The 24,059-nt window shown below is 41.1% G+C and carries 20 protein-coding genes; all 20 read left to right on the forward strand.

Annotated features, from left to right (window positions below; translation table 11 throughout):
• Positions 1–631 precede the first annotated feature (631 nt).
• The 20 genes from RBB56_RS12410 to RBB56_RS12505 all read left to right on the forward strand — a co-directional run bounded on the left by RBB56_RS12410 (position 632) and on the right by RBB56_RS12505 (position 24,037).
• Positions 632–1,555 (forward strand): alpha-1,2-fucosyltransferase, encoded by a 924-nt coding sequence (locus RBB56_RS12410; RefSeq protein WP_306719272.1) that lies wholly within the window; start codon positions 632–634, stop codon positions 1,553–1,555.
• The gene (locus RBB56_RS12415) at positions 1,518–2,543 is read left to right on the forward strand and encodes a glycosyltransferase (RefSeq protein ID WP_306719273.1); all 1,026 of its coding nucleotides are present in this window, start codon (positions 1,518–1,520) and stop codon (positions 2,541–2,543) included. Before RBB56_RS12410 ends, RBB56_RS12415 begins: the two co-directional genes overlap by 38 nt.
• Positions 2,544–2,561: 18 nt before the next feature.
• On the forward strand, positions 2,562–4,304 hold the full coding sequence (locus tag RBB56_RS12420) for an ABC transporter ATP-binding protein (protein ID WP_306719274.1): 1,743 nt from the start codon (positions 2,562–2,564) through the stop codon (positions 4,302–4,304).
• Positions 4,305–4,328: 24 nt separating this feature from the next.
• Positions 4,329–5,045 (forward strand): DUF5672 family protein, encoded by a 717-nt coding sequence (locus RBB56_RS12425; RefSeq protein ID WP_306719275.1) that lies wholly within the window; start codon positions 4,329–4,331, stop codon positions 5,043–5,045.
• Positions 5,046–5,060: 15 nt separating this feature from the next.
• Positions 5,061–5,936: a glycosyl transferase GT17 family protein gene (locus RBB56_RS12430; protein ID WP_306719276.1), complete on the forward strand. Its 876-nt coding sequence runs from the start codon at positions 5,061–5,063 to the stop codon at positions 5,934–5,936.
• A gap of 184 nt (positions 5,937–6,120) precedes the next feature.
• Positions 6,121–6,981, forward strand: coding sequence for a DUF3431 domain-containing protein (locus tag RBB56_RS12435; RefSeq protein WP_306719277.1), 861 nt, complete (start codon positions 6,121–6,123; stop codon positions 6,979–6,981).
• Positions 6,982–7,046: 65 nt separating this feature from the next.
• Positions 7,047–8,069, forward strand: coding sequence for a glycosyl transferase (locus RBB56_RS12440; protein WP_306719278.1), 1,023 nt, complete (start codon positions 7,047–7,049; stop codon positions 8,067–8,069).
• A gap of 1 nt (position 8,070) precedes the next feature.
• A complete protein-coding gene (locus RBB56_RS12445; protein ID WP_306719279.1) occupies positions 8,071–9,771 on the forward strand; it encodes a hypothetical protein in 1,701 nt (566 codons plus the stop codon).
• Positions 9,743–11,239, forward strand: coding sequence for a DUF6056 family protein (locus RBB56_RS12450; protein ID WP_306719280.1), 1,497 nt, complete (start codon positions 9,743–9,745; stop codon positions 11,237–11,239). Before RBB56_RS12445 ends, RBB56_RS12450 begins: the two co-directional genes overlap by 29 nt.
• 36 nt (positions 11,240–11,275) lie before the next feature.
• Positions 11,276–12,550 carry a hypothetical protein gene (locus RBB56_RS12455; RefSeq protein ID WP_306719281.1) on the forward strand — a complete coding sequence of 425 codons (1,275 nt, stop codon included), beginning with the start codon at positions 11,276–11,278 and terminating at the stop codon, positions 12,548–12,550.
• Between the two features lie 22 nt (positions 12,551–12,572).
• Entirely contained in the window at positions 12,573–13,427 is an 855-nt protein-coding gene (locus RBB56_RS12460; RefSeq protein ID WP_306719282.1) for a glycosyltransferase family 2 protein, read from the forward strand.
• Positions 13,403–14,551: a hypothetical protein gene (locus tag RBB56_RS12465; RefSeq protein WP_306719283.1), complete on the forward strand. Its 1,149-nt coding sequence runs from the start codon at positions 13,403–13,405 to the stop codon at positions 14,549–14,551. Before RBB56_RS12460 ends, RBB56_RS12465 begins: the two co-directional genes overlap by 25 nt.
• Positions 14,552–14,565: 14 nt before the next feature.
• The gene (locus RBB56_RS12470) at positions 14,566–15,579 is read left to right on the forward strand and encodes an acyltransferase (RefSeq protein ID WP_306719284.1); all 1,014 of its coding nucleotides are present in this window, start codon (positions 14,566–14,568) and stop codon (positions 15,577–15,579) included.
• A 70-nt stretch (positions 15,580–15,649) separates the two neighbouring features.
• On the forward strand, positions 15,650–17,062 hold the full coding sequence (locus RBB56_RS12475) for a sugar transferase (RefSeq protein WP_306719285.1): 1,413 nt from the start codon (positions 15,650–15,652) through the stop codon (positions 17,060–17,062).
• Positions 17,062–18,252 carry a glycosyltransferase family 4 protein gene (locus tag RBB56_RS12480; RefSeq protein WP_306719286.1) on the forward strand — a complete coding sequence of 397 codons (1,191 nt, stop codon included), beginning with the start codon at positions 17,062–17,064 and terminating at the stop codon, positions 18,250–18,252. The genes RBB56_RS12475 and RBB56_RS12480 overlap by 1 nt, the downstream gene beginning before the upstream one ends.
• Positions 18,249–19,403, forward strand: a complete 1,155-nt coding sequence (locus tag RBB56_RS12485) for a glycosyltransferase family 4 protein (protein ID WP_306719287.1) — start codon at positions 18,249–18,251, stop codon at positions 19,401–19,403. Before RBB56_RS12480 ends, RBB56_RS12485 begins: the two co-directional genes overlap by 4 nt.
• Positions 19,404–19,424: 21 nt before the next feature.
• Positions 19,425–20,462 carry a glycosyltransferase family 2 protein gene (locus tag RBB56_RS12490; protein WP_306719288.1) on the forward strand — a complete coding sequence of 346 codons (1,038 nt, stop codon included), beginning with the start codon at positions 19,425–19,427 and terminating at the stop codon, positions 20,460–20,462.
• Positions 20,463–20,473: 11 nt separating this feature from the next.
• The gene (locus RBB56_RS12495) at positions 20,474–22,021 is read left to right on the forward strand and encodes a lipopolysaccharide biosynthesis protein (protein ID WP_306719289.1); all 1,548 of its coding nucleotides are present in this window, start codon (positions 20,474–20,476) and stop codon (positions 22,019–22,021) included.
• 34 nt (positions 22,022–22,055) lie between these two features.
• A complete protein-coding gene (locus RBB56_RS12500) occupies positions 22,056–23,141 on the forward strand; it encodes a glycoside hydrolase family 88 protein (protein WP_306719290.1) in 1,086 nt (361 codons plus the stop codon).
• On the forward strand, positions 23,138–24,037 hold the full coding sequence (locus tag RBB56_RS12505) for an alpha-1,2-fucosyltransferase (protein ID WP_306719291.1): 900 nt from the start codon (positions 23,138–23,140) through the stop codon (positions 24,035–24,037). Before RBB56_RS12500 ends, RBB56_RS12505 begins: the two co-directional genes overlap by 4 nt.
• Positions 24,038–24,059 lie beyond the last annotated feature (22 nt).

Raw genomic sequence — 24,059 nt, forward strand, 5'->3', positions numbered from 1 at the left:
GTGCGCATGTGGCTGTATTTTCTAAATGGAGCCGTAACGTGATTGGTAGCGGTCGGGTCGGCAGCAAGGTACATCCTTGTACCGTTCTGCCTAAATAGCGCATCCGTGCGCTATTTGCCCTGCATTCCATAGACTCCATTAAGAAAATGCAAGCCACACGCTAAAAGGAATCTCCAACCACTATGGATGAAAGTAAGCCATTCACTATGCTATTAGTTGAAGGAGAACTTCTCTAAAGCTTGGAGGTTGTCGCAGTTCCGGGGTATGTTGCTTTATCCTATGGGAGAGATTTGTTATTACAGTATTATTTTAGTATTATAAAGTGTATGTGTAGAAAGTAAAACTAGAGTGACTATATATTCTTTCATAATTTTTATAATTCCCTGCGCACCTTTAGATTACTGAGATGGCTTGGATTCACTGCTATTAATTTTGCGGCCGTTAAGCAGGCGGCATTTAGGCAGAACGGTACAAGGAGGTACCTTTCTGCCGCCCCGGACGTTGCAATTATGTAATAGTTCCATTTAGAAAATACAGCCGATTGCGCCAGACCGCAAAACTAATAGCAGTAAATCCAAGCAGATAGTTACCTAATAAAATATCTCAGCCCATGAAAGGAGGACTGCATCCGATGAATATTATTAGGATGTCCGGCGGAATCGGAAACCAAATGTTCCAATATGCTCTGTATTTGAAACTAACTTCGCTCGGCAGGGAAGTGAAGTTCGACGATGTGACGGAGTATGCGCTGGATAATGCAAGACCGATCATGCTTTCTGTTTTCGGTATCGATTATCCGAGGGCGACGAGTGAAGAAATAATAGAGATAACAGATGGTTCTCTTCATTTTGCGGATAGGGTAAGGCGGAAGCTGTTTGGACGAAGAAGCAGGCAATATACGGAAAAAACACTTGGATACGACGAGGAAGTGATGGGAAAAGAATCCGCTTATCTGTGCGGTTGTTTCCAAAGTGAAAAGTATTTCAAGGATATCGAAGGGAAGGTGCGGGAAGCCTTTCGTTTCCGGCAGGTACAAATACCAGGAGATATAGCGAGGCAGATTAGAGACTATGAAGAGCAAATTGAGAAGGATACTTCCATAAGTCTTCATATCAGACGGGGAGATTACTTGCAGGTATCGGAGGTGTACGGTGGTATTTGTACAGAAGCTTATTATGAAAAGGCAATAGAATATATGACGGAGAAATATCCGGAATCCCACTTTTTCGTGTTTACCAACGATACTCCTTGGGCGGATGCATGGTGTGAGGAGAAAAAGGCGGCGAATAAAAAGTTGAATTTCACGGTGATTAAGGGGACGAAGGAGGATACGGGTTATATTGATTTGATGTTGATGAGTAAATGCAAACATCATATTATTGCAAACAGTAGCTTTAGTTGGTGGGGCGCCTGGTTGAATGCTTCCCTGGATAAATGTGTAATTGCCCCTGTAAAATGGCTGAATACATGCGAGGTGCATGATATTTTCACGCCGGATATGGTTAGGATTGATGCATATGGAAAAATTGATTTCGGTCATCGTACCGGTTTATAATATAGAAGATTACTTGCCAAGATGTGTGGATTCCCTTTTGGCACAGACCTATCAGAATCTGGAGATTATCCTGGTGGATGACGGCTCTGTCGATACATCCGGCGTCATCTGTGACGGCTATGCAAAAAAGGATGCCCGGATCAAAGTGGTACATAAGAAAAATGGCGGTCTGTCCGATGCGAGAAATGCGGGAATGGATGTGGCTACAGGGAAATATATCGGTTTTGTGGACGGTGATGATTGGATCGATCAAGATATGTACCGGTCGATGTATGAAGCGTGTGAGAAAGAACAGGCGCAGATTGCAGTATGCCGCTACAAGCAGATACGGACTTCGTCAGGAGAGACCTTCGTACCTGAGATTGACGCATCTACGGGTAATAGTGTATTATTATCAAAAACCCGTGCCCTGGAGGCTTATCTGTGTGAGGATGAACAGTATGTCATCTATAACTCTGTTTGGAGTAAGCTCTTTTTGGCGGAGATGGTAAAGGATATGCGTTTTCCGGTAGGGAAGAACTCTGAAGATATTATGTTTACCACAAAAGCATTTTGTAAGATGGAACGCCTGGCCTATCTGAATGCACCTTATTATAATTATGTGCTTGACAGAGAGGGCAGCATCATGAATGAGAAGGTAGGGCAACGCAGGCTCAGGGATGAGATTCCATTTTGGCAGGAACAGATTTCTCATCTTGCAAAGGAAGGTATGACAGAACTTTCGGATAAGGCAGCGTATCGCTTCTATCGTCGATTGCTTTTTTACTATATTGACTTTATGGAGAATAAGGATACGAGAGGCTTTGCGGGAGAAATCATAAAAGAGTTGAAAAAAGAGAAAGAAAATATTGTAAGAATATATAAGAAAGATTATGTGGCCACGGGGGATAAGGTACGCATGAAGTTAGTGCTTGCGTTTCCGTTCGCATATTATTGTGCTGTAAAAGGGTATGATAAGTATGTGATTCCGCTTCGGGCCAAGGCATAACAGGAGACGGATATCGATATGGATTTATTGAAACGAGTATCAAAAATTTTAACGAATAGACAAAGAAAATTGCTGTTGCTTCTGCTTTTCATGATGCTGATCGGTGCGGGACTCGAAACGGTAGGAACCTCTTTGCTCATTCCCTTTATTACGGTGGCGATGGATCCAAATAGTATTGTGGAAAATGATTACCTGAAGTACTTTTATGATTTATTCCATCTAAACGATGCGAACGGTTTTCTCATTATGCTGGCCATCGTACTCATCATTGTCTTTTTTATAAAAAATATCTATTTGTATTTTATGTATTATGCGCAGTACCGTTTTATTTATAACGGACAGTTCAACACATCCAGAAACCTATTTAAGGATTACGTAAGGCGTCCCTATGAATTTTATTTAGATGCCAGTACGCCGGTACTTATGCGCCATATTATGAGCGATGTAAATGGTTCTTATAATCTTTTGCTTACCTTTTTGCAGTTATTCACGGAATTATTTATTTTTACAGCCCTGCTGATTCTGGCACTGGCAATCAGCCCGGCTATGACGATTATCATATGTGGAGTTCTGGGTATCATTTTATTGTTGAATAAAAAGGTATTGGGCCCCGTCCTTCGGAGATTCGGGCATGAGGTACAGACCAATAGTGCTCTTACTACGAAGTGGATCATGCAGGCAGTAAATGGTATGAAGGAAACGAAGGTACTGAATAAGGAGCGCTATTTTGTGGAGCAGTATGAGAAAAGTGCCTCCAGACTTAATACGATTCAGAAACGGCAAAATTCCATGCAGAATATTCCGAGGCTTACGATAGAAACGGTATGTATGGCAGGAATTCTTGCAATTGTAGCTGTTTTTCTGGCAGTGGGAAATAATATCAGCGAGATGATCAAGCAGGTGGGTATGCTGGCGGCAGTTGCTATTAAGCTTATGCCTAGTGCGAACAAACTTTCTACTTATATAAATAACATCGCTTATTACGAACCTTCTTTAAAGGCAGTGGAGGATATCATTATCCGCAGCCATGAGAAAGATGTGAATACAGATGTCCTTTTCCTAAAAGAGGAAGAAATTGTTCCGATGGGCTTTACGAAGGAAGTGAAGCTGGAGGATATTACTTACGCGTATCCGAATACGGAACTGAATATTTTGGAAAATGCAGGTGTTACCATTCCTATCGGGAAATCGGTGGGATTTATTGGTCCTTCCGGTGCCGGAAAGTCTACTACAGTGGATATTCTCCTGGGATTGTTACAACCGCAGAAGGGACAAGTTACCGTAGACGGCGTGGATATCAGAACGAATTATCCCGGCTGGTATGCGAAAATAGGCTATGTTCCCCAGATGATCTTCATGCTGGATGATACGATAAGAAATAATGTGGCATATGGTGTGGATACGGAAGATATCGATGAAGAACAAGTGTGGTACGCATTGAAAGAGGCGCAGATGGATGAATTCGTAAGAGGACTTCCGGAAGGCCTCGATACAAGCATTGGCGAGCGAGGAGTACGTATATCCGGAGGACAAAGACAGCGCCTTGGCATTGCCAGAGCTTTATATACGTCACCTGAGATTATGATCTTCGATGAAGCGACTTCGGCACTCGATAACGATACAGAGCAGGCGATCATGGAGGCGATCGAACGGCTGCATGGCAAGAAGACACTTGTGATTATCGCACATCGTCTCACGACGATTGAGAAATGTGACTCCGTATACCGGGTGGAGAACCAGATATTCAAAAAGGAGCGATGATGCAGGGGAGGAAAACGAAGTAAGATGAGTGAATATAGCGATAAAAATAGCAATAGCGATAGCAATAGCAATAACAACGGTAGATTACAGTTGCCGAATGTGACATTAGCGGCGATGACAAGCGTTAAAGTGAAGGAAACGGTAAAGGCACTTGCCTATAGTATGAAGGATATCGATTTCGGTGAAGTGGTGCTGATTAGTCATAGAAAGCCCTTTTTCTTACCGAAGGGAATTACTTACAAGCATATCGACAAGTTAAAGACCATCGATCACTTCAATTACAATATGATTTATAAGATTCATGAATACATCGATACTGAATTTATGCTTCTCGTGCATTATGATGGCTTCGTGGTGAATCCGGATATGTGGCGGGATGAATTCCTGGATTACGATTATATCGGTTCACCGTTCCCTCTTCCGAAGGATGATTTTTCTTACAGGGACGTGAACGGTAGTATTTGCCGGGTAGGGAACAGCGTATCCATCAGGAGTAAAAGGCTGTTGGAGTTTCCTGAAAAGACGAATATCCCATTTGAAGCAGATCATGGTTTCTTTAACGAGGATGGATTCATTTGCTGTAAGAATAAGCACTTGTTCGAGGCAGCAGGGATGAAATATGCGCCCTTGGAAGTTGCTAGATATTTCGGACACGAATCCATGATACCTGAAGTTGCGGGAATCCGCCCTTTCGTTTTCCACAAGTGGGCAGGGACGAATGCGGAATATCCAAGGTTTTAAAAAGGAGAAGAATTTATGGTTTATGATAGTTTTCAGTTTTTTAACGAATTGGATATTTTACTGCTTCGTATGCATATTCTGAATGATGTGGTGGATAAGTTCGTTATCAGTGAATCCACAGTTACCTTTTCTGGGGACAAAAAGCCTTTGTTTTATGAAGAAAATAAGGAAATGTTCAAGGCGTTTGAACACAAGATTATTCATAATGTAGTCGATGATACACCTATGGACTGCGATGCATTTACGCGCGATCATCATCAAAAGTGTGCGGTAGCGAGGGGATTAGCGGGATGTAAGCCCGATGATATCGTTATTTTCAGCGATGTGGATGAGATTCCCAATCCTGAGACATTGAAAACGCTTATTCCGAAGGTGGAAAATGGGAAAATCTATATGCTGGCGCAGCGCCTCTTCTACTGTTATCTGGATATGGAAGAGGTGTCAGGCCGGCTTCTTTCTGTAACGGGAGAATTCGAAGGCGTGGAGAAGCCGATGTGGCTCGGTACCAAAGTGTGTCGTTATGAAATGCTCAGCCACTATACGACGGAAGAACTGCGTAATAAAGAACAGAAAGCGATTGGAGTCAGGGTCCCTGATGGCGGTTGGCATTTCAGTTATATGGGCGGCGGTAAGAATCAATCGGTAGAAGAGCGGGTGAAATATAAAATAAAAAGTGCGGCACATCAAGAGTACAATAACCGCTCTACCTTATCCAAAGTGAGAAAAAATATTAAAAACCGCCAGGATATTTTCGGCAGAGACGCACAGATAGTAAAGGTGAAAATCGATGAGACTTTCCCGGCGTACTTGCGGGAAAATATCGATAAATATCAGTATTTACTTTATAAAGAACCTAAGTGGTATGATAACCTGACTATAAAGAAAAGGTAACTATCCAGCAGGTCTGCGCATTTACTGCGCTGACCGTAAGAAAATGTGGAACAGCAAGTGAAAATCCCATCACCGAAGGTGATTTTAATGGATTTTCGCATGTAGCTGCGAAGGTACTGAGTAGTTACATGAAAAGGTAACCATCCAGCAGGTCTGCGCATTTACAAGAAAGGTATGATTCTGAATGAAAAAAACGGATAATTTTTTCCTCATTCATAACTTTAATACGGTTCCGGAGACGCTTCTATCGTATTGTGAAGATTATCTCATCGTGGATGCTTCGACGGATGAAGGCATAAAGAGACAACTAAAGGAAATGGGATATTCTCGAGGGGGCTCCTATATTCATGTGGATAACACCGGGCATAATATTACGACCTACTTCGAGTATTTCGCAGAACATTATGAACAGTTGCCGGAGGTCATTTGTCTTTGCAAAGGAAACATGCTGGGACGCCATCTTTCGGAGGAATATTTCCGCAGAGTTTATGATAATAAATATTTCACCTACCTGTATGAAGACAAGGATAGCAGAGAAAAGTTTTCTAAAGTGCCAGATGGAGAAAATAAAAAAGCCGGGATAAGCAGTATATCCAGTCTTGTAACGGAGAGCCAATATATCGAAGAGAATACTTCCTGGTATGTGGATTCCCCTAACCATCCCCATAGATACTTCGATAATTTTGACGATTTATTAAGCTTTATTTATAAAGATCCTGTGATTCCCAGATATTGTTTATTTTCACCGGGGGCTTGTTATATCGTAAGGCGGGAGCAGATAAAGAAACATAGCCCGTCTTTTTATCGTAATTTGAATAAAATTATGAATTATGGGTTGAATCCTAATTTTCCATCCGAAGCCCATATGGTGGAGCGTATGCTTCCCGTTATCTTTGAGGCGGCCTATGAGGAAAATAAATGGATAAATGATGAAGCTGCTTTCGATAAGAAATTATTGGAGCGCTTGGAAATCATAAAGAAAAAGGATGAGTGGAACAGCAAACGTTTTAAAAGATTGCGGAAGCTCATTGGCCGGCAATCATAAACTAAGAACGCTCAGAAAAGGAAATAAGGGTAGAATCATAGAGTAGGGATAGAAGGTAATAGCGCATGATTGGAACAGAATTTTTGAAAGGACAGGGGCTCGGTAATCAGCTATTTTGTTATATATCAGCCAGATGTATTGCCAAAGACTTGGGCTGTGAATTCGGAACAGCAGGGCAGGAACAGCTTGCAGTAAATATCCACAGCAAAAAGGGCATGTATTTTATGGATATGGATTTGGGAAGTCCTATTGTGAATGTGGATGATTTCCACATTTATAAAGAGGCTGAAGAGCGTCTATATCTGAAGAATTGTGTCCACGATATGGTATATGGATGTTATGTGGCAGGATCAGACGAGAAGCTGTATCATATAAAAGATAATACTCTTATCTATGGCAACCTTCAGGCACAGCGGTATTTTCTTGCTCACAAGGAGGATATTAAGCAATGGCTGCGAGTGAAGGAGGAATACGATTCCTACGAGTTCACCAGGGACAACCTGTGCATAATGAATGTGCGCGGCGGCGAATATGTGGATAACCGCTCTCTTTTTTTAAGAAGAAGCTATTGGTTGAATGCCATGAAACATATGAAAAGCATTCGAAGCGATATGGAATTCATGATCGTCACGGATGATTTAGAAGCGGCGGGAAGGCTCCTGCCGGGTATACCTGCGTATCATTTTGATTTGGCAGGGGATTATGTAACGATTAAAAATGCTAAATATCTAGTTTTGTCCAACTCTACCTTTGCTTTCTTTCCTGCTTTCACGAGTGAGACTGCGATGAAAATTATAGCTCCTAAATATTGGGCGAGGCATAATGTGTCGGACGGCTATTGGGCCAGCGAGCAGAATATCTACGAGGAGTTTATGTATTTGGATCGAAAAGGAAAGCTTTTTACGGCGGAAGAATGCCGCGAGGAGCTGGAGGAATATAAACGCCGGAGGTGGACTCTGATGCGGACTGTGAAGTATGAGGATTCAGCGGTCAGACGACAGGCCGGGAAAGATAAATTCCTTTATTGGTGGGATAAGGTAAGGAATAAAATATACAGAATTCATAAAGCAGAAATAGCGAAGGATTAGTGTGAAAGACATGGCCATTACTATGAAAGAACGACTGCAACAATTAGCAGGAATATGCAGAAGAAACAGATTAGTGCTTGCGATAGCGCTGCTTTCTGTTTTCCTTATATATTCCCCGCACTTGCAGAAAGGAATTCTCACAGGCTCTGATGCGCCCTTTCATCTTTCCAGAATGGAGAGTTTGGCGGCAGAATTAGAAAATGGAACTTTTCCGGTAAAGGTACATTCAATGCTTAGCTATGGTTATGGATATGGAGTAGGTTTTTTTTATCAGAACCATTTGCTGTATATTCCTGCATTCTTACAGTTTTTGGGGCTTTCGTTAGAAGTTTCCTTTAAGATATTCGCTGCAATGATGATAGCGGCTACATATGGATTGACGTTTTATGGAGCGTTGCGCATAACAGAGGATCGCTATTGCGCCACGCTGGCGGCGGTCGCGTTCTTGTTTTCCGGTCAGTTGTTAAGCAGTTATTACCAGGCTTTTACTCTCGGTAGTTCTCTTGGTATGATTTTTATTCCCCTTGCCATTGCAGGAATGATAGAATTTTTGATGAAAGATAAACCGCCGGTAATGCTGGCGATCGGCTTTTTAGGTTTGGCATGTACCCATTTAATTTCGGCATACATGACATTTTTTGTATGTGCAGTTCTGCTTTTAGCATATGGTAAGAAGATGGTTCAAACTCCAAAAAAGCTACTGCAGCTACTGCTGGCGGTCAGCATCGTTTTAGGGCTTTCCCTTTCTTTTTGGCTACCCATGTGGGAACAGTTCAGGCAGCAGATATATAAAGTGTCAACTCCTTGGACGACACCGGAAGAGCATATAGTGACATTTTGGGGACTTTTTGGTTATGATAGCTTCGGATGGCTATTTATGATATATCTATTTGTTTCAGGAGTATTGATCTTTTCTAGAAGAAAGACGATTACAAATGCTAAACTGCTCATTACTTTATTTTTTATCGCGATAGGAATTATAGCTACTCAACTTATCAAAAGCTTTTGGATTATAGCTAAGCCGGTAGCAGGAATGCTTCAATTTCCAAGACGGCTCGTTGCTGTGGGAGTAGTGGTTGTTATTTTCATGGCGGTTTTACTTATAAGTCAATGGAAAATTGAAGGGCAGCAAAAGAAAATCTTCCTGATTATAAATGTCAGTATCGTTATGTTATATGCGGGCTTAAGTTCCATAGGGAATCTGAGGACGGAGAGGGAAGACTTTACAGACAGAGTTCTATATAATGAAATTGCAGGAATTGGAGCAGGGGAAGAATGGCTTCCCATAGAGACCACAAGGGAAATGATGAATGCCCCTAATACGGCAACGGCGAACGATGGAACAATTGTTAATGGAAAGAAAGTAAGTGGTAAATTTACTTTTAAGGCAGATTTATCAAAGGAGTACTATGATATACCTTTTATATGGTACCGCGGATACAAAGCGGTCAGCAATAAGGGGGATGTATTTGAGATAGATAAGAATCCAGAAACCTCAATGGTGAGGGTATACGTAGAAGAAAGCAATTATTCTGGAGAGGAAGAGGTCACTGTGTGGTATAATGGCACAAAAATACAGAAACTTGCTTATGTTTCCAATATCATGGCGATATTTGGTCTGATTAGTGTGATTCTATTACGACCTTGGATGAGTAAGAAATGGAGGGAGAAAAGTGAAAAAAGTCATAGGTTGGTTGGATAATAAAAAAATAGCTGTATTATCAATTATCTTTTTTACTATAAGTACCATACCCGTTTTGTATTTAGCTAAATATGCGCGTCCGAGCGGTGACGATTATGGCTACAGTGTTCTGACCCGTGCAGCATGGGTGGAGACTCATTCTTTGATAGAGGTAATAAAGGCTGCGTGTAAGACTGTGCAGCAGATGTATATCGGATGGAATGGGGATTGGTTCACTACTTTTTTATTTTCTTTGATGCCGGAAGTTTTTGTTACTTATAGCTTTGTAATCGTGCCTTATATTATGGTAGGCGCTTTGATTCTGGGAACCAGTGTATTTCTTTATGATGCTCTGGTTAAGATTGTTGGAATCGGTTGGGAGTATGCGGCGATTTTTGCTTCACTTCTATTGTTTGCTTCTATACAGTTCATTCCCAGTACGGCTATCGGAATGTATTGGTATGTGGGAGCCACGCATTATATTATTCCTCATATGCTGGCACTTTTCGCTCTCGCTTTCGGCTTTCGGTTTTATCGGACAGACAGAAAAAGAGAGATTGCTTATGCAACTCTTTGCATGTTTGCAGTAGGAGGCAGCAGTTTCTTTTCTTCGCTTTTGGTGTTTATGATTTATGGAGTTTTGATGATACTATTTTTCCGCAAAAAAAAGAATATTTTGCTTTTAATCCTTCCTTTTGCGGTAGGTGTGATTGGCTTTATTATTCAGTGTATCGCTCCGGGTAATAAGGTCCGTGCAGGAGAAAGCTTTGGTTTTCATATATCGGATGCTTTTCTGACGGTATGGAATTCATTGTATAGCGGATGGACGACGATATGGAGCTATTTGGAAGAAAAGACGTTTATTTTTGTCTTGCTGTTCCTGTGTGCAGTATTCGGCTGGCAGGCGCTCTTAGAGAGGAAGAGCAGTTTTCGTTTCCGATATCCGTTATTATTCGTCATTTTCATGTATGGTATTTACAGCGCAATGTGGGCACCGGCCATATATTCGGCGGTGGATGTTTCTTTAGGTCCGGCAACGATTGTATACTTCACATTCCTTCTGACTTCGCTTTTTTCAATATTATATGTGGAGGGATGGCTGATAGAATTGCTCAGGGAGAAAGGGAAGAATGCAAGGATAGGGCGGATATTCTTAGAAGAAAGCGAGTACCGGAATAAGGTGGCAGTTCCTCTTATCGTAATAGGGATACTCATTACAGTAGTAAACTTGAATTGGTTTGGAAATAGTACGGATAAAAGAGTATATGACTATGTGAGTAGTGGTCAGGCGGAGGACTTTAAGAGACAAATAGAGTCTCATATGGAAATCCTATTGGACGATTCCATCAAGGAAGCTTATTTGACACCAATTAATGATAACCAGGGTCCCCTGATGCATATGCCGGTCACGGAGGACCCGGAGGAATTTACAAATCGTGTGGTAAGGGATTTTTATCGCAAGGATAAAGTGGTTATGGTGGTACCGTAGGGTTGATACTTACAAAAGAGAAGGGGATAAAGGTTCATGCGGAATAAAGCAACAGGAGAAATATTGGTAAAGATTGTACTATGTCTGCTTTTAAGTTCGATAGCAGGGCTTGCATTGCTGGTTTTAGTATATTTGCTTCCGGTAAAAGGGATGGAATCTCATGTTTTGGAGTCTATAGAAATTTTCTATACGGAAGGGGTTTATCCGCAGGTCGTTTCCGGATATAAAGGAAGTCAATTAGATAATGAAACAGATGCGATTATGATTTTAAAGGCTATTTATCCCGGGAAGGAAGAAGGAGTGTTTGAGAAGGCATTATCGATTCCCAGTGTGGCAATTACAGGGGAATTTTCCGGATGCAGAAGCCTGGTCGCCTACCTGTGGGAGGGAGTACAGACGGATGGAGTGTCTGAGTATGGACGGTATTGGCATGGCTATCTCGTTATTTTAAAGCCATTATTGATTCTGTTCAACTATGCAGATATCAGGTACTTGAATATGTTTGCCCAATTTTTCCTGCTAGCTTATGTTCTCGTTCTTATGATAGAAAGAGGTATGAAAAAGTATCTGATATCTTTACTGACCGCGATAATGATAGTTAATCCGGTGGCAACGGCAATGTCCATGCAGTTTTCCTCAGTTTATTATGTATCCTTGCTCTCTTGCATTTTCTTACTAAAGAAAAAGGCATGGTTGGAGAAAGACGATAAGAGATATTATTACTTTTTCTTTATTATTGGGATTGCTACGTCCTATTTTGATTTTCTTACCTATCCTACAGCTTCGTTGACTATGCCGTTGGTATTGGTATTACTGATGGAACGGCTGAATTTAAAGGAGGCCGTGAAACGAGTGATTATACTCAGTTTATTCTGGGGAACAGGTTATATAGGAATGTGGATGATGAAATGGGTTATTTATTATATTGTGTTACATTATAATATTTTTGCTGAGATATCAGCAAGAGTTCAGGTACATACCGGAGAAGTAGTGGTTTCCGGCGAGGAATTAAATACATTTGAGGTAGCAATAAAGAACCTGAAAGTCTTTGCGAGAAGCCCTTATTTGATGCTGGGTACTGCAATCGTTGTATATTTTCTTGTAAAGGAAAGAAAGAATATAAAAAAAGCATGTAAAAATGTGCTTTATCTGATTCCCTTCTTTATGATAGCTGTCATTCCGATTATTTGGTTGATGCTTACTAAGAATCATGCAGGATGGCTCTATTGGTATACAAGCAGAGGATTGATGGGGATGGTATTTTCTTTGATAAGTTCTGTTATTTATATAACAGAATATGGTAAGGAATAGACCAGGAAGGAGTTGATGCGTTATGGCAAAGGTTTCGATTTGTATTCCGGCCTACAATAACGTAGAAGGCATAGAACGATTGCTTGGAAGCATTGCTAAGCAGGATTATACGGACTATGAAATTATTATTACCGATGATTCTACGGATGATAAAGTATACGAACTCGTGAAAGGCAGGCCGGAGCTGCAATATTATCGGAATGAGAGAAGGCTTGGATCTACGGCGAATTGGAATGAGGCCATGAACAAATGCAGTGGTGAATATGTAAAAATTATGCACCACGATGATTGGTTCACGGAAAGGGAAAGTCTTGGGAAATTTGTCCGCCTTTTGGCAGAGTGCCCGGAAGCAGATTTCGCCTTTTGCGGAACGAGACAGGTGGAAGCCGAGAGAAGCTATGACAGACATATTTCCGATGCGGATGTTTCTTTGATAAAAGAGAATTATAGGAATTTATATCTTGGAAATACCATAGGAGCTCCCAGTGCAACGATATACAAAAGGTCGGCGGGTGCTTATGATGAAAGTTTGGTATGGCTTGTAGATATGGAATTCTATATGCGAATATTGAAGAATAATCCACAGTTTGCTTATACGAAGGAGCCTCTTATTTCCATAGGGGTAAGCAGTACGCAGCTTACCGAAAAGTGTATTGGTGATGAAAAGGTAAATATTCAAGAATATGGTTATATTTATAAGAAATATCGATTGGATGAAGTGAAGGAATATAGAGCTAAGCTATTTCAGGTTTTTATGGATAATAACGCTTCTTATGAAATTGTCAGGAGCTTTGGGATATCGCACCTTACCTATAGCAGGGGAAGGCTGGCGAAGTGGATGGGGAAAGTAAAATGGAAATTGGGAATACGAAAATAAACAGGGAAAAAGTTGCGAATGTCATTTTTTATATGATGCTTTTATTGGAGATTATAATCGTTGTTGTGGATAAGAGCGACTATATCAATCCGCTGGAAGGACAATTGTTCCGTATTACATTTGTGCTTGCGGTGACGAAAATTATTCTGACCCAATATTCTATGAAGGAATGGATATGGATTTTTCTGTTTGGCGTGCTAGGGTTCATTTCCTATAAAATAACGGGGAGAAATGAAATATTACGAATTGTAGCATTTGTGGCATCGTGTAAGAATGTAGAACTGCATAAAATGATACGTTTTGTCTTTTATACGACGTTAGCAGGCTGCCTTTTGCTTATGTCTCTGTCGCTGGCAGGAATTTACGGCAATCTGGGGATTACGACAGATTTTGGCAGAGGGGTTGTGGAAACGAGATATTGCATAGGACTGGGGCATCCCAATGCGTTGCATTGTATGTTCTTTATGCTGGCCATTTTATATTTCTATCTTTATGAGAGTAAAATGAGGTGGTACCACTTTGCCGCAGTATTGCTGTTAAATATGGGGCTTTTTATGCTTACGGATTCCAGAACAGGAATGCTTATAACGACAGCCACAATCTTGCTTGCGGCATTTTTTCACTATTTTCCTAAAGCTAGAAAGAATAAGTGGGTTTATATTGCGGGAATCTTAGTGTTCTTAGGCTGCCTGCTTTTATCGATAGCAGCCTCCAAATATGGATTGACGAATCCGCTTTTGGCAAAGCTGGATGGATTTTTGAACGGGCGGATTCTGGATTTGTATTGGGGATCGGTAAATCATGAAGGAACGATGGCGCATTGGAGTCTCTTTTCAGATGCCGGCAATAATTACTACTTCGATATGGGATTTGTAAGGGTATTCTATTGGTATGGTATCATTCCGGCAATTGTATATTTTACACTGAATATCATGCTGATATGGGAATGTTATAAGAAAAGAGATGCTATGGGATTTGTTATGATGGTAGTGCTTGCAATTTATACTATTGTCGAAGCGCATATTATTTCTGTTTATATCGGCCGAAATTATATTCTGATGTTGCTCGCTGCTTATTGGGGGGACATGCTGATTCCGGAAAGGCGCAAGGGCGATGGTGTATGAGGAAGGCACTGCATTTGGAAATTATAAGATTTTTGGCAATCTGTCTGGTGGTTTTTAATCATACGGATGGGTATTTTATCCATTTTGCGACGACAGACAACTCGCTGACTTATTGTATTTCTATGGCTGTTTCTGTTATTTGCAGGATAAATGTACCTTTGTTTTTCATGGTATCAGGGGCGCTTTTGCTTAGGAAAGAAGAGGATTTATCTACCTTATACAAGAAAAGGATTGTGAGAATTGCGGCAGTAATTATAATTTTCTCTGCTATTCAGTATACAGCGAATCAGATAGCTGGCAAATTGACAGGAGAGTGGAGCGTTATAAGTTTTTTGAAAAGTTTGTATACGGCCGATGTGACGGAATCTTATTGGTTTTTATATTCCTACATGGCAATATTACTGATGCTGCCTTTTCTGCGCAAGATGGCAAGAGGAATGACAGAACAGGAATTTCGATATCTGTTTCTTTTGAAGATTATATTTGATGTCGTATTACGGGTAATAGCTACTTACTCCGGTATTTCCGTCGGACTTTCCTTATGGATACTGACAGATAATGTATTTTATGTGATGTTTGGATATTATATGGAACATATTTTGACGAAGAGGCGGTATGAAATGTTCCATATGGGTAAGATAACGGCACTTTTCCTTGTCTTTGTTCTTCTATCGATGGGAGCAGTGGTTGCAGAGTATTTGGTAAAAGGAGAATATTCTCAAAGCTATTTAGGGATTTTCACTCCGGTATTAGCCATAATGGTATATTATATGGTAAAATCAATCTGTATGAAATATACATTGCCGGAGATAGGCTATAAGACAGCGGTTTATCTGGGTGGATCGGCATTTGGTATTTATCTGATAGAAAAGCTGGTAAGGCGTCAGCTTCTGCCGTTGTATCTTTATCTTTGCCAGGTAACGGTAGGACCGTTGGCCAATACGGTATATGTGCTTGGAACGATAGGGCTTGCCCTTATCTATGTAAGTATAATGAAAAAAGTTCCGGGAATTAGGCAACTGATTTAAACTATTTACGCAGAAACATATTGATTTAGGGTCCGCTGAGGCGGATATAGCGAATAAAGGTGAGAAGACGATGAAACAGAAAAATAAGATTATAGAAGTATATGGACTATGGTTTGCAGACCTCATATGTATTGTGATTTCTTTTGTTGTTGCGACCTATATCCGTTTCGGCAATTTCAAAGATATGGGAGATCAAAGCATACATTTTCTCGTATGCCTATGTCTGATGCTCTTTGGAACCGTCTATAATTTCTTCATCGACTGGAACCGCAATTTCCTAAGAAGAAGCATATGGAAGGAAGCTTACCGCGTGTTGCAATATAACGCTATCATGATTCTTGTGGTAACATTTCTTATGGTGCTCGTAAAATGGGCGGATGTATTTTCCCGTTTGGTACTCGGTTATTTCTTCCTGTTAAACTTCTTCCTTTGTCTGGCAGTGCATACGGTGATTAAGAAGTTTCTTCATACGTATTATTCTTCGGAGCAGAACTCTGTTAAGGTAATGGTGGTAACGGAGAGCAGCCAGATTGATTTTACACTTGATCGCCTGGAAAAAGAATTGGATATTTATTATCAGGTAGTAGCCCTGGTCTGCATGAATGAGGATCTTCGGGGAAAAGAAATAAGAGGAATTCCTGTGGTTGCCGACAAAGGGGACTTAATCGAGGTCGCTACCCAGATGGCTTTGGACGAAGTATTCTTGAGCCTGCCGGATATTTCCCAGAATAAGCTGGAAGAGATTATCCGGGGGTTTGGCGATATGGGTGTGAACTGTCACTATAGTTTGGAGCTTCCGGGCATGGAAGCCAATAGAAGTAAAGTGGACAGCTTCGGAAATTATACGGTGATTACTTATACGCGTTTCCAGAGCAGCTATAAGAGGATGATGATAAAGCGCTGGATGGACATAGCCGGAGGGCTTGTGGGGATGCTGATTACCCTTATTTGTCTGCCCTTTGTAGCAGTTGCTATTAAGCTCGATTCCAAAGGACCGATATTTTTCTCACAGGTAAGAATCGGCCGTAATGGAAGGCGGTTTAAGATATATAAGTTCCGCTCCATGTATCTGGATGCGGAGGAGAGAAAGAAGGAACTGGAAGCCAAAAATGAAATGCAAGGGCTTATGTTCAAGATGGAAAATGATCCGCGAATTACGAAAGTGGGGGCCTTTCTCCGTAAAACGAGTATTGATGAGCTTCCACAGTTCTATAATGTATTCAAAGGCGACATGAGTCTTGTTGGGACGAGGCCCCCCACACAGGATGAATTCGAGAAATATAATCAATATTACCGACGCCGTATCAGCATGACTCCCGGACTTACCGGCATGTGGCAGGTAAGCGGGCGGAGCAATATCGAGGACTTCGATGATGTAGTAAAATATGATCTCGAGTATATCGATAATTGGTCTTTGAGTCTGGATATTAAAATATTATTTCAGACGGTAGTTGTTGTTTTATTTGGAAAAGGAGCGAAATAATGAATCTTGTGATTGATTGTTTTAAGCTTGTGAAAGGTGCAGGAAAAAGCATCGGTATTTATAATCTTGCCCAAAGTGTTGTTTCGCACTTGGGTGAGCGAGCAGAATGCGAAACAGAAGGGAAGCAGGGAAACTCGATTATTGTACTCGGCAATTCCTATAACAAAAAGGACTTTGACGTGCCGGGAGTGACTTTCGTGGAGATGAAGGGCGACCCTTTAAATAAAATATACTGCATCTTCTGGGAACTGTTTTTGGTACCCGGATATGCGAAGAAATATAGAGCGGATAGGATTCTGTTTCCTCGTGGATTCGCCCCCCTCGGGATTGCGAAGACTTTGACCGGAGGAGCGAAAGGGAAAATGAAGGATACGATTATCATTCATGACTTGATTCCCTTCTTTTATGATAAATATTATCCGGGCGTATTTAATCGTCTGGAAAATGCCTACATTATGAATCGTTTGAAAGCCTCTATCCGACAGGCTGACCGAGTGATTACTATCTCGGAGCACTCACGGGAAGATATTCTCGATAAGGTGCCGGGGGGCGGGAAGAAGATAACGATCATTCACAATGGATTAAATGATGTTTCTTATAAAAATGTCACTGATAAAGCAGAAACGCAGACATATCATGAGCAAGAGGGAAGCGGGAAAGAATATATCGTAGCTATGACCTCCGGTCTTCCGCATAAGAATGCTGCCGGAATTTTACGATCTTATGAAGCTTATTATCAATTAGTCAAGGCAGATAACAGAGAACCCTTAGAGCTTGCGGTTATCGGTATTGGAGATGCCTCAGCGTATGAAGGGATGTCAGAGGAAGCGAAAGCCCACGTAAGGTGTTATAAATTCTTCGAAGACTTTGCGGATATGTGTAAGATGATTGCAGGAGGAAAGGCTTACTTGTTTCTTTCCTATGCGGAAGGCTTTGGATTCCCCCCTTTAGAAGCGATGCAGATGGGACTTCCTGTCGTATGCTCTAACCGGAGTTCACTGCCCGAGGTAGTAGGAAATGCAGGGCTTCTTGTGGATCCCGATGAAACGGATGCGGTGGCAAAGGCTCTCGATCAAATTGTGACAGACACAGCTTTACGCGAGGATTTAGTGAAGAAGGGCTATGAGAATATCAAACGTTTTTCCTGGGAGACGCGAACGGACTTATATTGGAAGGAATTATTGCAGTGAGCAGATTACTTATATATGATACCTCTAATTTCATAGATTTCCCAATTGGCGGACAATTGACGAGTATCGGCAACTTCTTGCGCTTTCTTTGCGAGGAACATCCGCAGCGGACGAAGGATATTCTTCTGATAGGAGTCACTTTGGAACCCGATCAAGTAGGGAAAATGAAAAAAATAAAGCTGCATGGAAGAGAATTCGATTTTCTTCCTGTAGCTATAGCACAACGGGACTTGGGCAATACCTCCAAGTCCCTGCGTCTGCAATATATGAAGGGGCTGCTAAGATATAGAAAGCTATTGAAAATCACCAAAAAGGACTGTAACTATATTCACACACCGGAGGCATATGGTGTTGTGAAGTTTTTTTCTATAAATTCCAAATATATTATTTTTTCTCATGGAAGCTACTTTAACATGGAGCGGGGGTTCCGTTTTTTTCAGAAAAATATATTGGTTAAAAAAGGGTTTGTAGCTTATCTGAAATGGATTCTTAGGAATGCTGATATGATTTTTTTATTGGATAAAGATAGCTTAAGAGATTATTCTCGCTACAACGATAATTTGGTAGAGGTTTTAAACTCCATTATCCGCCCGGATATTCCGGAAGGTAAGAAACGTCTGAAAGATGGGAAACTTCGAGAGATTTTATTCGTTGGACGGCTTTCTAAAGATAAGCAGGTAGAGCCGATTATCCGGGCGGTTATCGATGATAATCCCTTCGAAGGAATGGAAGACTTACACCTTACGGTTGTGGGAGATGGAGAAGAATACCATAATTTGATAAACTATGAAAGTGATAAGGTTCATTTCACCGGTGCAGTGCCCCCTGAGAAAGTAAAAGACTATATGGAAAAAGCGGATATTCTCGTTATGAACTCAGCTTTTGAAGGAATACCGATGACAATATTGGAGGGAATCAGCCAGGCTCTTCCGGTCGTTAGTACGAATGTGGGAGGAATTGGACAGGCGCTTCATTTCGGTCAGGACTCAGAGGAAACCGATGCGACGGCAGAGAGCATACAAAGGGCAATAAAGAAAATTCTTGCTCATTATGAATGCTATTCTGAAAATGCATATGCCAATTCAGAGACTTTTGATTATAGGATAGTCAATAAAAAGGTATATGAACGGCTGAATACTTATTGGAAATAAAGAATGTAGCAAGGAGCGTATATGGAGAAAAAGGTAAGTATTATAGTTCCGGTATATAATGCAGAAAAGTATGTTGAACGTTGCCTGAATAGCTTGCTGGCGCAGACATATACGAATATAGAAATTATAGTAATAGATGATGGATCAAAGGATGGCAGTTCACGTATATGTGATAACTATGCTGGGAAATATGAGCGGATAAAAGTGGTTCATACCTCCAATGGGGGAGTGTCGGCTGCGCGAAATCGTGGTATTGAGGAAGCACAAGGGGAATATTTGACTTTTGTGGATTCGGATGATTGCCTTAACCATGATATGATAGAGTATCTTGTTTTCTGTCTGGAGAAAACGGAAAGCGATGTGGCAGGCTGTGACTTTTATCCGTATTCTGGTGTAAGGGACGCGGAGGGCGGAGAAGGAAGCGGGACTATCGGGGAAAGAGCGGCGATCCTAAGACAAGAAAGCAAAAAAGAAGAGTGGGAGATTTATGGTGAGCTGGAATTGTCAGACGGAGAAACCTTTATAAAAGGCGGGATCTTAAATGGAGATACCAGGTGCTGGAGTAAAGTTTATCGGAAAACAGCGGTCGGAAGTATTCGCTATGAAGAAGGGATCTCCATAGGAGAGGACATGTTGTTTCTTCTCGCTCTCGCAGAGAGGGGAGTAAGGTTTTGCCGGAGCCGCTACAGAGGCTATGCGTATTTTTCCAATGAAGCTGGAGCGATGAATCGCAAGTTCAAAAGCAGTTATATGGATCAGATAACCTGCTGGAGAATGGCCATGGAGCAAATTGGCAGAATAGTCCCTCCTCTACAGGTTAAGGCAGCCTCTATACTGATGATTTCCACGATGCTCGTTGTAGGTAAGCTGGCAGTCTTGGAAGGCGCAGAGAGGAAGGAATATGAGGAATATGTGATAGCCTGCCGGAAGCAATTGGAAGAATGCAGGAAGGTAAAAGGTGCATTTAGGATGCTTTCTTTTGGATATCGGGTAAAAGTAACTGTTTATGAGATATGCCCTCGCCTGTATCTGTGGGGATATCATTTACTGAAAGCGTAGAACACAAGAATATGGGAAGAGTAAAATATGCAACAAAAAATATTGCCTTCGGCTGGATGGGAAACATAGCTACGCTTCTGCTGGGAGCAATATTAAGGCAAGTCTTTATCGGGCGGCTGGGCGATACTTTGCTCGGTGTAAACGATTATTATACAAGCATACTTACCGTATTGTCTCTGGCGGAGCTCGGAGTCGGTACGGCATTTAATTACAGCCTTTACGGACCGGTAGCGAGGAACGATTATGAAAAAATAAAGTCTTATATGCAGCTTTATAGGAAGGCTTATATGGTTATCGCTTGTGTAATTGCGGTAATCGGTCTGGCATTGGCTCCATTTTTAAAATATCTTATAAAGAGTCCGGGAAACAATTCATGGGAAGATTTGACGGTATATTATTTTATTTTTCTGTTCAATACGGTCAGTACCTATTTCGTTGCCTACAAATACAGCCTTGTCAATGCGCAGCAAAAGAATTATATCCAGACTAATGTGATTACAATTACCAAGGTGGTTACAGTAACCTTGCAGATTATTGGGTTGTTTATTCTTCCCAACTTTTATCTCTATCTGTTCACATTGGCGGTGATAGAGCTGTTACAGAAGATTTTCGTAAGCTATTATTTGAATAAAATGTATCCGTACCTGTTGGAAAAAGGGGTGAAAAAGCTTTCGAAAGAGGAAGTAGGAGAAATCATCCGACAGACGAAAGCGCTTGTGCTTCATAGAATTGGGGATATGGCAAGACTTCAGACAGATACGGCAATTATTGGAGCATTTATCGATGTTACGACCGTAGGTTTCGTAGGAACTTATAACTATGTAATTTCCTCCGTCTCCAATTTCGTAAATATTATTTTTAATTCAGTACTGTCAAGCTTTGGAAACTTAATTGCGACAGAAAGCAAAGAGAAGCAATATCTGATGTTTCGTATATATCGCTTTTTCGCTTGTTGGATCTATGGATTTTCAGCGATTGGTTTCTATCTTCTTCTAACGCCCCTCATTACTCTTTGGGTGGGAGAAGCACGTATTCTCAGTGACTTAGTCATTGGCTGTATTATGATTGATTATTATTTTAAAGGAGAGCGTATTGTACTCTCCAATTATAAGACAGCGGCAGGTGTATTTGAGCAGGATAAATATTTACCATTAATTCAAGGTGTGGTGAATCTTGTGATTTCTATTGTACTTGTGAACAAAATGGGGCTTGTAGGAATCTATATCGGTACGATTATTTCAGGGATTCTTGCAAATTTGATTAGGCCGTTTATTATTTATAGAGTATGTTTCGATAAAAGTACCGTTGCCTATTTTGGGGATTCTTTTAAATATATCGGAACGAACATTGCAGCACTTTTGCTTTTGTTGATGATAAAGAACGCTGTAATGACCGAAGTATCTATTATACTCTTTTTAGCGATGGCAGTTATTATTACCATTGTATTTAATAGTTTGTTTTTACTTATCTTCGGCAGATGTGAAGAATTTAAATATATATGCAATCTTATGATTGGAAAGAAAAGAAAGTTATTGAACAGGGGAAAACCTTCTGATTGATATGCGTGCTGGAGCATGCAGATGGGAGCCGGGAATGACGGAACAAATTAAGAGAATGGAAAAAGAGGCGAGGCAGCAGTTGCTTCACTATCATGAAAAAGGCATTCCTCAGACAGTGAAAAACCTCATAAAAAAGACGGCGGGACGTTATGTGCCGCCGAATGACCTGATTTTCTGGCCGACAGGACTGCTCGCTAACGTGCTTATGGAAAGTTATGAGATGTGGGAAGATAAGGAAGCGGTTCTTATGGCGCTGACTACTTATTTTGACCGATGGATCGATAAGGGAATGCCTATTTATTATATGGATGATATATTATGCGGTGTCGGACTTATCGATATATATAAAATGACTGGGAAAGAAATATACCGGATGGCGGCACATAAGATGGCAGAATTTCTGTATCAAATGGAAGAGAAGGACGCGGACCGGGCAGGAAATCTTCCTTACCGCCCGACTCAAAAGAATTATCATATCTATGTGGACGGAATAGGAATGATCTGTCCGTTTCTTTGTAAATACGGGGTGGAGTTTGGAGAAGAGAGAGCGATACATCTCGCTATGAAGCAGATAAAGAATATGCTGTCTTATGGAATGGATGAAAAACTCGGATTACCATATCACGGTTATATGTATGAAAGTAAGGTGAAATATGGTATTATCGGATGGGGACGTGCAGTGGGCTGGCTTCTTCTCGGAATGGCCGGTACCCTTAAATTCCTGCCTGCGGGATATGGAGGCAGTGAAGAAATTGTAAATGCGTTCAGAAAGTTGATATATAGTACATCGTCTTATCAGAAAGAAAACGGAGCTTTTGCATGGCAGCTGCAGGCGATGGAAGGACCGGAAGACAGTTCTGCTACAGCGATGATCGCACAAGCCATTTTGACAGGGATACAATGTGGTATTATGGATAATGACAGTATGTGCCGGGAATTGACAAGAAAAGCCGGAGAATATCTTTCAAAATGCGAGAAGGATGGTCAAGTATATCATTGTTCCGGCGAATGTTTGGGATTTTCACAGTATCCACAAGTTTACGGAGCTTATCCGTGGTCGTTGGGACCGGGACTCGCTGTATTGTTAGGAACGAAAATGGAGGACTATAATCAGTTATGATTATTATACAGGTAGCCGGCGGGCTTGGCAATCAGATGCAGCAATACGCTTTATATCGGAAGTTCTTAAACCTTGGAATAGAAGCGAAGCTGGATATTTCCTGGTTTACGGAAGAAAAAAGACAAAGCGGTGTATTGGCGAAACGAGAGTTGGAACTGAATTATTTCGAAGGACTTGCATATGAAGTATGCACGGAAGAAGAAAAACAAATACTAATTGGAAGAGGAAGATTTTTTGAGAAGGTAAAAGGAAAATTGTTTCCTCAGACGAAGAAAGTTTTCTATGAGACGGATATGTACCATCAGGAAATTTTCAGTTTCCGGGATAAATATTTGTGCGGTTACTGGGCGTGCGAAAAGTATTATGCAGATATCGTGAGCCTTCTAAGGGAAGAAATAAGATTTCCGACAAGCGGTGATTTCAGAAATTTAGAGATGGCCGATCGAATGGCAAAAGAGGAGTCCGTCAGTATTCATATCCGTAGAGGGGACTATCTCGATGCGGAGAATGAAGCGATGTTCGGCAATATATGCACGGAGGCTTATTATGAGGGAGCGATAAAAGAAATGAAGCGTCTCTATCCGAAGGCTCATTTCTATCTATTTTCGGATGATATAGAATACGTAAAAAGGGCCTATAGAGGGGAAGAATATACAGTTCTGGATATTAACAAAGGCAAAGACAGCTTTTATGATATATGGTTGATGAGCCGATGCAAACACAATATATGTGCCAATTCCACCTTCAGCTTATGGGGTGCCAGACTGAACGATAATTCGGAGAAGGTGGTGATAAGGCCTTCTATCCATAAGAATTCGCAGAAATTTGACCCGCAGCTTATGCATGAACTGTGGAAGGGATGGATGCTCTTAGATAATGAAGGAAGAGTCGTATAGACGATAGTGGAGGCAGGTTAAG

Source organism: Kineothrix sp. MB12-C1, assembly GCF_030863805.1.
In the GTDB taxonomy this organism is placed as follows: Bacteria; Bacillota; Clostridia; order Lachnospirales; family Lachnospiraceae; genus Kineothrix.